This is a genomic window from Streptomyces sp. NPDC058257 (assembly GCF_042881845.1).
GTDB lineage: Bacteria > Actinomycetota > Actinomycetes > Streptomycetales > Streptomycetaceae > Streptomyces.
The window spans coordinates 84,667-100,608 of the sequence record NZ_JBHVXJ010000029.1 but is presented as its reverse complement, the minus strand read 5'-3'; the positions used below and the strand labels follow the sequence as shown (position 1 = coordinate 100,608).

At 68.7% G+C, this 15,942-nt stretch carries 11 protein-coding genes; 6 read left to right on the top strand and 5 right to left on the bottom strand.

What is annotated here, in order from left to right; translation table 11 throughout:
* Positions 1-16 precede the first annotated feature (16 nt).
* From ACFVXC_RS39665 to glgC, 4 genes are all read left to right on the top strand, one after another.
* The gene (locus ACFVXC_RS39665) at positions 17-886 is read left to right on the top strand and encodes a helix-turn-helix transcriptional regulator (RefSeq protein ID WP_389916182.1); all 870 of its coding nucleotides are present in this window, start codon (positions 17-19) and stop codon (positions 884-886) included.
* 215 nt (positions 887-1,101) lie between these two features.
* Positions 1,102-3,708, top strand: a complete 2,607-nt coding sequence (gene rph / locus ACFVXC_RS39660) for a rifamycin-inactivating phosphotransferase (RefSeq protein ID WP_389916180.1) — start codon at positions 1,102-1,104, stop codon at positions 3,706-3,708.
* Between the two features lie 134 nt (positions 3,709-3,842).
* On the top strand, positions 3,843-5,009 hold the full coding sequence (glgA, locus tag ACFVXC_RS39655; protein ID WP_389916178.1) for a glycogen synthase: 1,167 nt from the start codon (positions 3,843-3,845) through the stop codon (positions 5,007-5,009).
* Positions 5,010-5,031: 22 nt separating this feature from the next.
* Positions 5,032-6,252, top strand: a complete 1,221-nt coding sequence (glgC, locus tag ACFVXC_RS39650; protein WP_389916176.1) for a glucose-1-phosphate adenylyltransferase — start codon at positions 5,032-5,034, stop codon at positions 6,250-6,252.
* Positions 6,253-6,255: 3 nt separating this feature from the next.
* Here the strand turns inward: glgC and ACFVXC_RS39645 are convergent, their stop codons facing one another.
* From ACFVXC_RS39645 to ACFVXC_RS39625, 5 genes are all read right to left on the bottom strand, one after another.
* Entirely contained in the window at positions 6,256-7,245 is a 990-nt protein-coding gene (locus ACFVXC_RS39645) for an ABC transporter permease (protein ID WP_389916174.1), read from the bottom strand.
* Between the two features lie 29 nt (positions 7,246-7,274).
* The gene (locus tag ACFVXC_RS39640) at positions 7,275-8,240 is read right to left on the bottom strand and encodes an ABC transporter permease (protein ID WP_389916172.1); all 966 of its coding nucleotides are present in this window, start codon (positions 8,238-8,240) and stop codon (positions 7,275-7,277) included.
* Between the two features lie 191 nt (positions 8,241-8,431).
* On the bottom strand, positions 8,432-9,952 hold the full coding sequence (locus tag ACFVXC_RS39635) for a sugar ABC transporter ATP-binding protein (RefSeq protein WP_389916170.1): 1,521 nt from the start codon (positions 9,950-9,952) through the stop codon (positions 8,432-8,434).
* A gap of 1 nt (position 9,953) precedes the next feature.
* On the bottom strand, positions 9,954-11,051 hold the full coding sequence (locus ACFVXC_RS39630; RefSeq protein ID WP_389916168.1) for an ABC transporter substrate-binding protein: 1,098 nt from the start codon (positions 11,049-11,051) through the stop codon (positions 9,954-9,956).
* 144 nt (positions 11,052-11,195) lie between these two features.
* The gene (locus ACFVXC_RS39625) at positions 11,196-12,209 is read right to left on the bottom strand and encodes a LacI family DNA-binding transcriptional regulator (protein ID WP_389916166.1); all 1,014 of its coding nucleotides are present in this window, start codon (positions 12,207-12,209) and stop codon (positions 11,196-11,198) included.
* Positions 12,210-12,403: 194 nt separating this feature from the next.
* Here ACFVXC_RS39625 and ACFVXC_RS39620 point away from each other — a divergent pair, with 194 nt between their 5' ends.
* The gene (locus ACFVXC_RS39620) at positions 12,404-15,022 is read left to right on the top strand and encodes a PA14 domain-containing protein (RefSeq protein ID WP_389916164.1); all 2,619 of its coding nucleotides are present in this window, start codon (positions 12,404-12,406) and stop codon (positions 15,020-15,022) included.
* Positions 15,023-15,143: 121 nt separating this feature from the next.
* A complete protein-coding gene (locus ACFVXC_RS39615) occupies positions 15,144-15,857 on the top strand; it encodes a hypothetical protein (protein WP_389916229.1) in 714 nt (237 codons plus the stop codon).
* Positions 15,858-15,942: the final 85 nt, after the last annotated feature.

The window sequence follows — 15,942 nt, the reverse complement described above, 5'->3', positions numbered from 1 at the left end:
CCAGGCCGGACGCAGAATGGCAGGCATGAGTTCTGCGAAATACACCGAGCTGGGAGCCTTCCTGCGTTCGCGGCGCGCACGCATCCGCCCGGCCGACGTCGGATTCGCCCAGGGGCCCCGGCGCCGGGTGCCCGGGCTGCGCCGCGATGAGGTCGCCCAGCTCGCCGGCGCGTCGGTGGACTACTACAACGAACTCGAACGCGGCGCCGGATCCCAGCCCTCCGAGCAAATGATCGCCGCCCTTGCGAGGGCGCTGCGGCTGACCGCTGACGAGCGCGACTACCTCTATCACCTGGCCGACCGCCCGGTGCCCTCGCACGGCGGTCCGTCCTCGCACGTCCACCCCGGCATGCTCGACCTGCTCACCCGTCTGACATCGACACCCGCACAGGTCATCACCGACCTGCACGTCACCCTGGTACAGAATCCGCTGGCGGTGGCGCTGCTCGGGGACCACTCCGGCCTCCGGGGCACTCGGGCCAGCTTCGTCCACCGGTGGTTCACCGACCCCGACGCCCGGCGGCTGTATCCCGAAGCCGACCATGAGGGGCAGTCCCGGGCCTTCGTCGCCGACCTGCGGGCGGCTGCCGCCAGACGCGATGCCAAGGACACCGAAGCGGGCACATTGATCGGCTCGCTGCTCGACGCCTCACCGGAATTCGCCGCTCTGTGGGCCGACCACGACGTGGCGTTCCGGCGCGACGACCGCAAACGCCTCAACCACCCCACACTGGGCCTGATCGAGGTCAACTGCCTCAACCTGTTCAGCGAGGACGGGCGGCAGCGGCTGCTCTGGTTCACCCCCGCGGTCGGCACCGTAAGCGCCGGTCTCCTCGATCTGCTCGCCGTCCTGGGGACCCAGGAAGTCACCGGACCGACAGGCTGACGAGGAAGCAGGCCGGTCCGGCGGACGGCACGAAAAAGGGCGAGGAGATCTCTCTCCTTGCCCTTCTCAACGTATAGCGCACCGGGGGGCTTGCGGCAAGACCCGGGTGATGGCGCAAAATCCTCGATCTGGGCCACAACCTGCGGAAATGAGGCGCCGGTGATTCGATCGGCCAGTGCAGCGCAACGGGACACGACTGCCTCGGAGGCATCGCGATGATCGAGCGGTACGTGTGGGAACTTCAGGGGGCTGACGAGACGCAGGTCGCGGTCGTCGGTGGCAAGGGCGCGCACCTGGGCGGCCTTTCACGGATCGAGGGCATCCGCGTACCGACCGGCTTCTGCGTGACGACGGACGCCTTCCGGCGGATCATGGCGGAAGAGCCGTCGATCGACGACCGGATCGATCAGCTGTCGCGCCTGGACCCGGACGACCGGGAGGCGGTCCGTACGCTCAGCGCGCAGATTCGCCGGACCATCGAGACGATCGCCGTCCCGGGCGATATCGCGGCGTCGATCACCCGCGCGCTGGCCAGGACCGGCGAGCAGGCCGCCTACGCCGTCCGGTCCAGCGCGACGGCAGAGGATCTGCCGACGGCTTCCTTCGCAGGCCAGCAGGACACGTACCTGAACGTCGTGGGGCCGACGGCAGTGCTTGAGCACGTCAGCCGGTGCTGGGCCTCGCTGTTCACCGAGCGGGCCGTGACCTACCGCGAGAGGAACGGCATCGACCACCGTACGGTCCACATGGCCGTGGTCGTGCAGCAGATGGCCTTCCCGCATGCGGCCGGCATCCTCTTCACGGCCGACCCCGTCACGGGCAACCGGAAGGTCGCCACCGTGGACGCCGGTTTCGGCCTCGGCGAGGCGCTGGTCTCCGGCCTGGTGAACCCGGACGTCTTCAAGGTGCGACACGGCGAAGTCGTCGCCAAGACCATCGCCGCCAAACAGCGTGCCGTGCACGCCCTGCCGGCCGGCGGTACGCAGGAAGTGGCGATCGACTCGCGGCGGCAGGAGGAGCCGGCGCTGACGGATGAGCAGGTCGTACGGCTCGTGCGTCTTGGACGGCGGATCGAAGCGCGCTTCGGACGCTCGCAGGACATCGAATGGTGCCTGGTCGACGACGACTTCCAGATCGTTCAGAGCCGGCCGATCACGACGCTGTTCCCCGTCCCCGAGATCGGCGACCAGGAGAATCACGTCTACCTGTCCGTCGGTCATCAGCAGATGATGACCGACCCCATGAAGCCCCTGGGGATCTCCATGTGGCAGCTGACGGCCATGGCGCCGATGCTCGAAGCCGGCGGGAGGCTGTTCGTCGACGCCACCCGGCGCCTGGCCGCGCCCGCGAGCCGCGCCGGCTTCCTGGACCTCATAGGGAGATCCGATCCGCTGATCAGGGACGCGCTGGAGACCGTCATCGACCGCGGCGACTTCGTCCCGTCGCTCCCGGACGCGGGTCCAGGCGGGCCACCGGTCCGCGGTGCGTCCGCCCCGGTCGAGACGGATCCGGCCGTCGTCACCGAGCTGATCGAGCGCAGCCAGAAGTCCGTCGCCGCCCTTGAGCGCGACATCCGGACGAAGAGGGGACCGGAGCTGTTCGACTTCCTCATCGAGGCATTCGATGAGCACAAGCGAGTCCTCGGCGACCCGCTGAACATGCAGGCGATCATGGCGGGGATGGAGGCCACGTGGTGGCTCAACGACAAACTGCAGGAGTGGCTCGGCGAGAAGAACGCGGCTGACACGCTCACTCTGTCCGCCCCCGGCAACATCACCTCCGAGATGGGCCTCGCACTGCTCGACGTCGCGGACGTGATCCGCCCGTGGCCGGAGGCGGTGGCGTTCCTGCGGGGTGTCGAGCACGTCGACGACACGGCCTTCCTGGACGAGCTGGCGAAGGTCGCGGGCGGGACCGAGGCGCGCGATGCCATCGAGGCCTACCTCGATCGGTACGGCATGCGCTGCGCGGGCGAGATCGACATCACGAGGCCGCGTTGGCGCGAGCACCCCACCACGCTCGTACCCGCGATCCTCGACAACGTGCGGAACTTCGAGCCGGGCGCCGCCGAGCGGCGCTTCGAGGAAGGGCGGCGGAAGGCGCAGGAGAAGGAACAGGACGTGTTGTCGCGCTTGCGCGACCTGCCGGACGGGGAGCGGAAAGCCGAAGAGACCAAGCGGATGATCGACCGTGTCCGCACCTTCATCGGCTACCGGGAGTACCCGAAGTACGGCATCGTCAGCCGCTACTTCGTCTACAAGCAGGCCCTGCTGGCGGAGGCCGAGCGCCTCGTGCGGGCCGACGTGCTTCCTGAGAAGGAGGACGTCTTCTACCTCACGTTCCAGGAGCTGCACGACATCGCGCGCTCGAACCAGGTGGATGAACGGCTCATTCAGCAGCGCAAGGACGCGTTCCGCTCGTACCGCGCGCTCACGCCGCCCCGGGTCCTCACATCGGACGGCGAGGCCGTCACCGGGGCGTACCGGCGTGACGACGTGCCGGCCGGGGCCCTGACCGGCCTCCCGGTCTCCGCCGGGACCATCGAGGGGAGGGCCCGCGTCGTCCTCGACATGGCGGAGGCCGATCTCGAACCGGGCGACATCCTGGTCACGACCTTCACGGACCCCAGCTGGTCGACGCTGTTCGTCGGCATCGCGGGCCTGGTGACGGAGGTGGGCGGCCTGATGACCCACGGCGCGGTGATCGCCCGGGAGTACGGCTTGCCGGCCGTCGTGGGCGTGGACCAGGCCACTCGTCTCATCCGGGACGGGCAGCGGATCCTTGTGCACGGAACCGACGGATACGTCGAGATTCTGCCTTGACCGAACACGCCGGCAGGGCCCTTCGGCAGTGTCCGGCCAGAGGTCGGTGCGGGACTCTTCCCCGCCGGGCGCTTCTGGGTGACCATGTGGGGGCGGGCGACCGACTGCTGGGGTGGACGGACGGGAGGTTCTGCGTGCGGGTAGGACTGCTCACCCGGGAGTATCCGCCGGATGTCTATGGCGGAGCCGGAGTCCATGTCGAGTTCCTCGCAAGGGAGTTGGGGTCCCTCGTCGACGTCGACGTGCACTGCTGGGGAAATCAGGAGACCGCCGAAGGCCTCGTACGCCACCAGGCCTGGGACGCCCTTGACGGCGCCAATGACGCGCTGCGGACCTTCTCCGTGGACCTGTCCATGGCGGCCGCCCTGGCGGGCTGCGACCTCGTCCATTCCCATACCTGGTACGCCAACCTCGCGGGCCACTTCGGCAAGCTCCTGCACGGCATCCCGCACGTCATGACCTCGCACTCCCTGGAGCCCCTGCGCCCTTGGAAGGCCGAGCAGCTGGGCGGCGGATACGCCCTCTCCAGCTGGGCCGAGCGCACCGCCGTCGAGGCCGCTGACGCCGTGATCGCCGTCTCGCGCGGCATGCGGGACGACATCCTCGGCTGCTACCCCGCCATCGACCCGGCGAAAGTACACGTCGTCCACAACGGCATCGACACCGGCCTGTACCGCCCCGACCCCGGCACGGACGTCCTGGAGCACCTGGGGATCGACCCCGAGCGGCCCTACGTCCTGTTCGTCGGACGCATCACCCGGCAGAAGGGTGTTCCCCATCTGCTGCGAGCGGCCAAGGAGCTGGACCCCGCCGCCCAGCTCGTGCTCTGCGCCGGAGCCCCCGACACCCCGCAGATCGACGCCGAGTTCCGTGTTCTCTTCGAGGAGCTGAGCCTGGCCCGCGGGGGACTCCACTGGATCCCGGAGATGCTGCCGCGCCCGGAGATCATCCAACTCCTCACGCACGCCCGGGCGTTCGTCTGCCCCTCCGTCTACGAACCGCTCGGCATCGTCAACCTGGAGGCGATGGCCTGTGGCACCGCGGTCGTGGCGTCGGACGTCGGCGGCATCCCCGAGGTCGTCGCGGACAGGCGCACAGGACTCCTCGTCCCGTACGAGGAGCAGGAGCCGACGGACTTCGAGGCGCGGCTCGCGCGGGCCCTGAACGAACTGGTCGCCGATCCGGGCGCCGCGGCCCGCATGGGCGCCGCGGGGCGGGACCGCGCTGTCAGGGAGTTCGGCTGGGACGCGGTCGCGCGACGCACGACCGGCGTGTACGAGGAGTTACTCGAGTCCAAGTGATCCCAGTTAAGGGGGCGGCGCGATGCGCGGTGGACCTTCGGTGCTCGGAATCGTCCTGGCGGGCGGTGAGGGGAAGCGCCTGCAGCCCCTCACTGCCGACCGGGCCAAACCAGCGGTCACGTTCGGCGGCACGTACCGCCTCGTCGACTTCGTGCTCTCCAATCTCGTCAACGGCGACATCCTGCGGATCTGCGTACTGACCCAGTACAAGTCGCACTCCCTGGACCGGCACGTCACCACCACCTGGCGGATGTCCAGCCTCCTGGGCAACTACGTCACTCCGGTCCCGGCACAGCAACGCCTGGGCCCACGATGGTACTTGGGCAGCGCGGACGCCATCCTGCAGTCGCTCAACCTCGTCCACGACGAACAGCCCGACTACATCGCGGTGTTCGGCGCCGACCACGTCTACCGCATGGACCCCCGCCAGATGCTGGGCCAGCACTTCGAGAGCGGCGCCGGAGTGACGGTCGCGGGGATCCGCGTGCCGCGCTCGGACGCGGCGTCCTTCGGAATCATCACGCCCGCCCGGGACGGCACGCGCGTCGAGGGTTTCCTGGAGAAGCCCACCGACCCGCCAGGACTGCCCGGATCGCCGCACGAGGTGTTCGCCTCCATGGGCAACTACGTCTTCACGACGAAGACCCTCGTCGACGCGATCCAGCAGGATGCCGAGGACGGCAACTCCAAGCACGACATGGGCGGTTCGATCCTGCCCATGCTCACCGAGCGCGGCCTGGCCCAGGTGTACGACTTCGACGACAACCACGTGCCCGGGGAGACCGCGCGCGATCACGGCTACTGGCGTGACGTCGGCACGCTCGACGCGTACTACGAAGCGCACATGGACCTGATCTCCGACCAGCCCGTATTCAACCTGGACAACCGGCGCTGGCCCATCTACACCCACCCGGGCGGCCTTCCGCCCGCCAAGTTCTGCGCGGCCGGTATCGCGAGCGAGTCCATCGTCAGCCCGGGGTGTGTCATCCGGGGGCAGGTCACGCGCTCCGTGCTCTCGCCGGGTGTGACGATCGAGGACGGTGCGGTCGTGCAGGGCTCGGTGCTGCACGACAACGTCCGTGTGGGCAGGGGGGCGGTGGTGCGGGGTGCCGTACTCGACAAGAACGTGGACGTCCCGCCCGGGGCGACGATCGGGGTCAACCCTGAGCGGGACGAGGAGCTCTACACGGTGTCGAAGGGGGGCGTGATCGCGCTGGGCAAGGGACAGGTCGTACCTCTGTAGCCCCTAGATGACCCGGCGTCTGCGGCCGAGCCAGGTCTGCGCGATCACGACGAGTGCCAAGAAGGCGCCGCTGACGACCTGTTGGTAGGCGGAGTCGAGCGATCCGATCTGGTTGATGACGTTCTGGATGACCTTCAGGAGCAGTACGCCGACGAGCGATCCGCTGATGAACCCGAATCCGCCGGTCAGCAGCGTGCCTCCGATGACGACCGCGGAGATCGCCTCCAGTTCCATGCCCGAGCCGAGGATGGTGACTCCCGAGACCAGCCAGGCCGCGTTGAGCGCGCCCGCGAGACCCGCGCAGAGGCCGGAGAGGGTATAGACGGTGACCTTGGTGCGGGCCACGGGGGCGCCCATGAGGGCCGCCGCGTCCTCGTTGCCGCCGACCGCGTACACGTACTGGCCGAAGCGGCTGCGGCGCAGGATCACGGCGCCGGTGACGAAGAGGGCGAGGGTGATCCAGACCGGGGCTCCGATGCCCAGGATCTTCCCCTGGCCGAGCGTCGCGAAGAACGAGTCCTTGTCGACCAGGTAGGTCTTGGAGCCCTCGTCGGTGACGGACAGGAGGATGCCGCGTGCGCCCAGCATCGCGGCCAGCGTCACGATGAAGGGGGCCAGGCGGGAGCGGGCGATCAGCAGGCCGTTGACGAGGCCGATGAGCCCGCAGACGGCCAACGGCAGGAGGAGCGCCACCGCCGTCCCGTACTGCGAGCCCCAGGCCGCGAGTACGCCGCCGAGTGCGAAGAGCGAGCCCACCGAGAGGTCGATGCCGCCCGTGATGATCACGAACGTCATGCCGAGGGCCACGACCGCGAGGAAGGCGGAAGATACCGCCATGTTCTCCAGGTTGTCGCCGGTCAGGAACGTGTCGAAGCTGAGCGAGGCCGCGATGACGGCGACCACGAGGGTGACCAGGGCTCCGTGCTGCTGGGCGAGTGCGCTGAGGCGGTCGGAGCGGCTCGCGCCGGTCTCCTCGTCCTCTGGCTTCTTCATGGGCTTGGCCTCGGATAGGACGGTGCCGGTCACCGCTTGCCCCTCTCCCGTGCCGCGTAGACGGCGAGAATGATCACTACGGCCTGGGCGATCTGTGTCCAGGAGGGCGGCAGATCGTGCTTGATGAGCGTGGCGGTGAGCAACTGGATCAGTACGGCGCCCGCTACGGTGCCGCCGATCCGCACGCGCCCGCCGCTGAGCGGTGTGCCGCCGACCACCACGGCCGTGATCGCGGACAGTTCCATGAGGTTGCCGAGCGAGGTGGGGTCGCTGGCGGTGAGGCGGGCCGTCGCCAGGACGCCCGCGATGGCGGCGAGGGCGCCGGAGCAGACGTACACGAGGATCAGGACGCGTCGTACGGGGAGTCCCGCGAGGCGGGCCGCGGGGCGGCTGTCGCCGATGGCCAGGAGTTGGCGTCCGAAGGTGGTGCGGCGGACGACGAACGCCACGACGAGTGCGAGGGCCGCGGCGATCAGGACGAGGTAGGGGATGCCCAGGACGTCGCCCGAGCCGAGCGACGCCATGGTCGGGTCGCGTACGTCCTTGAGCTGGGGGAGGAGTACGAGGGCGAGGCCGCGGCCCGCGACCATCAACGCCAGGGTGGCGACGATGGGCTGGACGCCGATGAACGCGATGAGGGAGCCGCTCGCGACGCCGATGGCCGCGCCGCCGATGATCGCGACGATGAGGGCGATCCATGTCCCGTAGCCCAGATAGAGGGAGAGGAGGGACGTGGAGAGCGCCATGACCGAGCCGACGGAGAGGTCCACGCCCTCGCTGCCGATGGCCAGGGCCATGCCCAGCGCGACGATGAGGACCGGGGCCACCTGGACCGCCTGGGTACGGAAGTTCTCGGCGGAGAGGAAGTGCGGGGTGAGGGCGATGTTGAGGATCAGGAGGACGGCTACGCCCAGGTAGACGCCGTAGTTCTGGAGGTATCGAAGGACGCGCTCGCGGTCGGCGGGTGCTTTGCCTCCGAGGGCGAGGTCAGTCATGGGAACTCCGGGTGAGCCGGGTGCGGGTGCGCCTTTGGTTGTCTGTGGGGCGGGGCCGCGCCGGTATGTCCGTCCTCGCCATCCGCCTGTGAGCGTCTTGGTGTTTCGGTTCCGGAGCGATGCGAACCGTGCTCCGGGCGGAAATACCGGCACGTCCCCTCCGGTCGGAGCGGCCTCGGGTACGTCGCGGGCTAGTCACCGCGGCTCCCGGTGGCTGCTATCGCTCGCATGAGGGCGTCCTCTGTGACCTTGGAGCCGGTGAGTTCCTCTATCACCCTGCCGTCCTTGAGGACCACTACTCGGTCCGAGCCCTCGATCAGCTCCTCCATGTCGGAGGAGATGAGGAGTACGGCCAGGCCGTCGTTGGCCAACTCGTCTATGAGCTTCTGTACTTCGGCCTTCGCGCCGATGTCTATGCCTCGGGTGGGCTCGTCCAGGAGGAGGACCTTGGGGTTCATCGCCAGCCAGCGGGCCAGGAGGACTTTTTGCTGGTTCCCGCCCGACAGTTCGCCGACCTTCTGGTGCGGGCCCGATGCCTTGATGCGCAGGCGCTCCATGAAGGTGTCGACGATCTTGTCGATCGCTGTCTCGTCCACCAGGCCGAAGCGGGAGAGGCGGGGGAGCGCGGCGAGTGCGATGTTCTCGCGGACCGAGAGGCCGGGGACGATTCCCTCGGCCTTGCGGTCCTCGGGGAGGAGGCTGATGCCGGCGCGGATGGCCGCCGGGGGTGAGCCGGTGCGGACCGGGGTTCCGGCGATCAGTACGTCGCCGGAGTCGGTCGGGAGTGCGCCCGCTATCGCCTTCGCCGTCTCGCTGCGGCCCGAGCCGAGCAGGCCGCCGAGGCCCACCACCTCGCCGGGGCGGATCTCGACGGAGACTCCGTGCAAGTGGTGGCGCATCGTCAGGTCCGTTGCCCGGAGTATGGGCTGGGTGTCCGGCTCGTGGTCGCCCGAGAACTTGGTGACGCCCTCTTCCTGTACCTCTCCGACCTCGCGGCCGAGCATGAGGGACACGAGGCGGAGGCGGTCGAGTTCCGCGATCGGGCCGGTGTGCACCAGTTTGCCGTCGCGCAGGACGGTGACCGCGTCGCACACCTCGTAGAGCTCCTCCAGGCGGTGGCTGACGTAGATCACCGCGATCCCGCGGTCCCGGAGCATGCGGATCACGCCGAACAGGGTCTGGACCTCGCGGGGTTCGAGTGACGACGTCGGCTCGTCCATGATGACGACCTGCGCGTCGACCGATACCGCTCGGGCCAGAGCCACCATCTGCTGTGCGCCCACGCCGAGTTCACGCAGCGGGCGGCGCACGTCCACCCGTACGCCGAGCCGCCGCAGGGCCTCGTCCGCCTCGCGGTGCATCCGACGGAAGTCGATGAGGCCGAGCCGGCCGCGTGGCTCGCGGCCGAGAAAGAGATTGCGGGCCACGCTCATCAGGGGGACGAGGTTGACCTCCTGGTAGATCGTGGAGATGCCCGCGTGCTGGGCCTCGAGCGGGGTGGCGAAGGAGACCTGTCTGTCGTTGTACGTCAGCTCGCCCGCATCCGGTGCGTACACGCCGGTCAGGACTTTGATCAGCGTGGACTTGCCCGCGCCGTTCTCGCCTATCAGGGCGTGCACCTCACCGGCGCGCGCGGTGAAGTCGACCCCGTCCAGGGCGCGTACGCCCGGGAACGTCTTGCTGAGGTGGGTGACCGAGAGGACGTCGGACATCTCAGAACGCCTTGCCGAGGTCCGCCTTGGCGTTGTCCTTCGTGTACGCGCTGTCCTTGATCACGATGTCCTGCGAGACCTTCGTGCCCTTGGTGAAGGTGTCAAGGGTCTGGAAGGCGAGCGGACCGAAGCGCGGGTTCGACTCGATGACGCCGTCGATCCAGCCGTCGACGATGCCCTGCACGGCGTTGCGCGTGCCGTCGACCGTCACGATCTTCACGTCGCCGGCCTTCTTGCCCGCGCCCTTGAGGGCGTTGACGGCGCCGAGGCCCATCTCGTCGTTCTCGGCGTAGATGCCCTTGATGTCCGGCTTGGACTGGATGAGCTGCTCGGTGACCTGCTGGCCCTTCTCGCGGGCGAACTCGCCCGTCTGCTTGAAGACGACCTTCAGGTCGGGGGCCTTCTCCTTGATGCGGTCCTGGAAGCCCTTGGTGCGCTCGGTGGTCACGTTGTTGCCGGCCGCGCCGAGCAGGATCGCGACCTCGCCCTTGCCGCCCGTCGACTTGATCATCTGGTCGGCCGCGCGCTTGCCCTGCTCGACGAAGTCGGAGCCGATGAAGCTCACGTAGTCCTTGCAGGCCTTGGCGTTGATCTTGCGGTCGACGGTGACGATCGGGATGTGCTTGGCGGAGGCCGCGCGGAGCACCGGCTCCCAGCCGTCGGAGTTCAGCGGTGCGATGACCAGGAGGTCGGCGCCCTTGGCGATGAGGTCCTGGACGTCGCTGATCTGCTTGGAGAACTGCGACTGGGCGTTGGCGGTGAGCAGCTTGACGCCGCGCTTCTTCGCCTCGGCCTTGATGGATGCCGTCTCCGCGATGCGGAAGGGGTTGGCCTCCTTCTCCGACTGGGAGAAGCCGACGGTGGCGGACTTGAGGTCGAGCTTCTTGCCGCCGTAGGTGTCTATCGCGCAGGTCTCGCCGCTGCCTGCGCTCGGTTCCGAGACGACCTGGCCCGAATCGCCCTTGTCCTGCGCGGTGGATCCCTTGTCGTCGTCGTCCTCGGACTTGGCGCATCCGGTGGCGAGCGCGAGGCTCGCGGCGAGACCGGCGGCAAGGAGAGTCCTGGCTGAGATGCGGCTAAGGCGTGTGGTCGGCTTCATGGAGTCCCCAAAACGGCACGGCCCCGGCGCGGAGAGCGCTCACGGGAGGATCGGCAACTACGGTCAACTCGGCGGTACGGGGAGCTTTTTACATCGTTGAAAGGACGCTGTAAACCCTCCGCGCAAGGGGAGCCCTCCGGTGGCTCAGCGTCGGCCCAGTGTGCTTTCGCGCTCCACCAGGCGGAATTCAGCGGTGAGTTCACGGCCCTCGGGCTCACCCGCACCCTCCAGGCTCCGCAGCAGCGAGGCCACCGCGAGCCGGGCGATGGCCTGCTTGTCCGGCGAGACCGTGGTCAGCGTGACCGCCCCGAACTGCCCCTCCGCGATGTCGTCGAAGCCGACCACCGCCACGTCCCACGGCACGCGCAGACCGCGCTCGTGAAGGACGCGCATGGCGCCGATCGCCACCAGGTCGTTGTACGCGAACACCGCGTCGGGCCGCACCCCCGCGTCCAGCATCCGCGCCATCGCCTTCGCCCCGTCCCAGCGGTTCCAGCCGCCTACCGGGCCCACCAGGCTGTCCGGCGCGGCGAGGCCCGCCTGCGTCAACTCCTCGCGCCAGCCCTGGAGTCGAAGGTTCGCGGGTTGGTTCGCGGAGTCCGTCCGGGCGCCGAGATACGCGATGCGGGTGCGGCCGCGGCCGATGAGGTGACGTACCGCCGTGTGCGCCGCAGCCACGTTGTCGATCGCGATGTGGTCGTACGGCAGGGCGTACTGGCGCTCGCCGAGCAGCACGAGCGGAACGTCGTCCTCGCGGCCGAGCAGGTCGTCCGACTCCAGCTCCAGGGGGCTCAGGATCAGGCCGTCGATCACCCGGGCGCGAAACCCCTGGCTGACCAGGACCTCCTGCTCGCGCTCGCCACGGGTGTGGTCGAGCAGAACCGTGAAATCGTGCTCGGCCGCCGCGTCGATGACCGCGCCCGCCAGCTCGGCGAAGTAGGGGTTCCCGAGCTCGGGAACGGCGAGCGCGATGATTCCCGTACGGCCTTTGCGCAGGTGACGTGCCGTCAAATTGGGGCGATAGCCCAGCTCGTCGATCGCCTCCTGCACACGCGCCCGCATCGCCGGGGTGACGTGCTGATATTTGTTCACCACGTTCGAGACGGTCTTGATGGAGACGCCCGCGCGCTCTGCGACGTCTTTGAGGCTAACCCGCACGTGCAGCTCCCTGCGTCGAGGTGCACCCCTGTCCCGGGGTGTTTGTCATGGCCCTGGACAGCGCGCCGGAGAGCGTGCTGTCATTCCAACTGCCGTTCCTTCCAACGTTGTACAGATTCGTTGTACAGACTGCGGCGGCGAGCCGCCACCCCCTTCCACAGCCTTCAAGCACCGCTTCAAGCAATGGAGGATCCGTGCGCCCCACCCGACACAGACGAGTCAGGCAGCGACTGATACTGCTGCTCACCGTTGCCCTCGCCTTCGCCGGACTCACAGCCGTGCCGGCCGCGACGGCAGCCGACGAACCACCCGAAGTACACGGCCTGAAGGGCGAGTACTACACCCAGTCAGCCCCCGGAGCCTTTGACTTCCACGAGCTCAAGGCCACCGGCTTCGACCAGCGCATCGACTTCGACAACCTCGACCCGCGCCTGTCCTTCGCCACCGGCAAGGCCGACGACGCCACCGTCCGCTGGACAGGCAAGGTCGTCCCGGAGAAGACCGGCTCCCATACCTTCTCCATGATCGGTGACAACGGCTTCCGGCTCTGGGTCGACGGCAACCTCGCCATCGACCACTGGGTCGACGACTGGGACAAGGAACAGACCGCGAAGCCGGTCGAGTTGGAGGCGGGAAAGGCCTACGACATCAAGGTCGAGTACTTCGAGCACTACGGCGGCTCCAACCTCCACCTGCGCTGGACCGAGCCCGGCGGGAGCAAGGTGGCGATCCCGCAGTCCGCCTTCCGCCTCCCCGACGGCTTCGACTACGACGGCGCCACCGCCGCCACGGTCCTCAAGGACGGCCGTACTCTCAAGCTCGACTTCGCCCAGAAGCTCGCGGCGCCCCTGAACGGCCTCGCGGACCACATCGAGGCGGTCATCGGCGGAGCCAAGTGGCCCATCGGCGCGGTCAAGGCCGACCCCAAGGACCCGCGCGCCCTCCTCGTGGCCCTCAAGGAGCCCGTGGTCGGCAACAAGAAGGGCAACGCGAAGGGCACCGCCGACCTGCGGTACGACGGCAAGGGCGGCCTGAACGGCGACGACGGCAAGGCGGTCGCCCAGTTCTGGAGCAGCGGCCCCAACCACTCCGAGCACCAGCTGCGCACCAAGTTCGCCGATGACGTGAGCCCGGACAACGCGCTGCCCGAGTACCCGCGCCCCCAGCTGACCCGTGACGCCTGGCGCAACCTCAACGGCTCCTGGCAGTTCGCGTCGGCCAAGGCCGGCGAGAAGCCCCCGGTCGGAAAGAAGCTGGCCGAGAAGATCCTCGTCCCCTACCCGGTGGAGTCCCAGCTCTCCGGCCTGGAACGGCACGAGGACCGCATGTGGTACCGCAGGACCTTCACCGTCCCGCAGGGCTGGAAGGTCGGTGACGGCAAGCGCCTCAAGCTCAACTTCGGCGCGGTCGACTGGCAGTCCGAGGTGTTCGTCAACGGCAAGAAGGTCACCGAGCACAAGGGCGGCTACGACAAGTTCAGCGCCGACATCACGGACGCCCTGAAGCCGGGCAAGACGCAGGAACTGATCGTCGGCGTCTACGACCCGACCGACGGCAAGGACGGCGAGAACCCGCCCGTCGGCAAGCAGCGTCTGGACCCGAGCGGCATCTGGTACACCCCGTCGTCCGGCATCTGGCAGACGGTGTGGATGGAGCCGGTCGCGGCCGACCACGCCGACTCGCTCAAGATCACGCCCGACGTGGCCACCAAGCAGGTCACCGTCGAGCCGAAGGGCGTGCGCGACGGAGTGCGGGTCAAGGCGGTCGCGTACGCGGGAAAGAAGAAGGTCGCGGAGGCGAGCGGACGCACGGGCACGCCGCTCAAGCTGAAGATCGCCGATCCGCACCTCTGGTCGCCGGACGACCCCTTCCTCTACGACCTGAAGGTGACTGTGGGTCGCGACCAGGTCAAGAGCTACTTCGGGATGCGCTCCATCTCCGTGGAGAAGGTCAACGGCACCCCGCGCACCATGCTCAACGGCAAGCCCCAGTTCCTGATGGCCACGCTCGACCAGGGCTTCTGGCCGGACGGACTGCACACGGCGCCGACCGATGAGGCTCTCGCGTACGACCTCAAGATGCACAAGGAGATGGGCTTCAACTCCGTCCGCAAGCACATCAAGGTGGAGCCCGACCGCTGGTTCTACTGGGCGGACAAGCTGGGCCTGATGGTCTGGCAGGACATGCCGGCGATGGACGCGGGCCGTAACCCGAGCACGGCAGCCCGCGCTCAGTACGAGTCCGAGATGAAGCAGATGATCGACGAGCACGCGAACCACCCGTCGATCGTCATGTGGGTCACCTTCAACGAGGGCTGGGGTCAGTACGACGAGGGCCGCATCGCCACCCAGGCCAAGTCCTGGGACCCGACCCGCCTGGTCAACGGCATGTCGGGCCTCAATCTCGGGCGCGACGGCGGCACCGGCGACATCATGGACGAGCACGGCTACCCGAGCCCGGCGCTGCCGCCCAAGGCCGACGGCGTAAGGGCGCAGATCAACGGCGAGTACGGCGGTCTCGGACTCGCGGTGCCCGGCCACGCCTGGTCCGTGCAGCAGAGTTACGTCGACGTGGACCCGGCGACGTACACGGACGACTACCTCACCAAGCTCGACGAGGTGCACAAGCTCGCCTGCAAGGGCGGCAACGGCGCCGTCTACACCCAGATCTCGGATGTGGAGGGCGAGCTGAACGGTCTGCTCACCTACGACCGCAGGGTCGTCAAGCCCGACGTGAAGCGGCTCAAGGCGGCACATGAAGCCTTGATCAGCGACGCGTCGCGGCCGGACCCGGCGGGGTGCTCGGGTTCCTGACCCGGGTACGCGGCGCTCCGGCCCGGTCGGCGGGCCGGAGCGCTGGTCCGTGGACGCCTGTCCCGCGGACGCATATTCCTTGGACGCGGATCTGATCACTTGGCACGATCAGCCCGTGAACATCGGGAACGAGTGGGCAGGGGCCGCGGCCCGCAACAACGCCGAGTGGTGCGACGAGGTCTGCCGCGCGCACGGCGTACCGGGGGAGTTCGGCGCCAGGGTGTGGAGCGGCGCGCGACGGACGCCGCCGCTGTATCCGGACGCCGTCTCGCTCACCCCCGAGGCGTCGGCGGCCGACCTGGTGGCGCGGATCGACATGGAGTCACCGGGCTGCTCGGTCAAGGACAGCTTCGCCCGCCTCGACCTGGAGCCGATGGGCTTCGAGGTGCTCTTCGACGCGCAGTGGATCCACCGTCCCCCGGGCGCGGCTCCTGTCGGTCCGCCCGGCATCAGCTGGGAGCCGCTCAAGAGCGCCGATTCGCTGCCCGCGTGGGAGACCGCCTGGAACGACGGGGAGGAGAGCGAGGGCCTGTTCCGGCCCGAGCTGCTCGCCGGGGACAGCACCTTCCTGGCCGGAACCTCCTTGGACGGCACGATCGTGGCGGGCGCCGTCGCGAGCCGAGGCGAGCGCGTGATCGGCATCTCCAACTTGTTCGCGGCGGGCGACGCGCCGGGCGCACAGGAGACAGCCTGGGCCGGCTGCCTGACGGAGGTGGCGAGGCTCTGGCCCGGCCTGCCCGTCGTCGGATACGAGAGCGGCGAGAGCCTCGACGCGGCAGTCGGTCAGGGGTTCACCCCGGTCGGAGCGCTGCGGATCTGGCTGCGCACCGCCTGAGAGCCGTAGCCGCCTCCGCTCCCTCTCTCCCACCCCTTGACGCATGCGACGCGACCGTCGAAGAATGATCGCGTTCCGCGCTTTG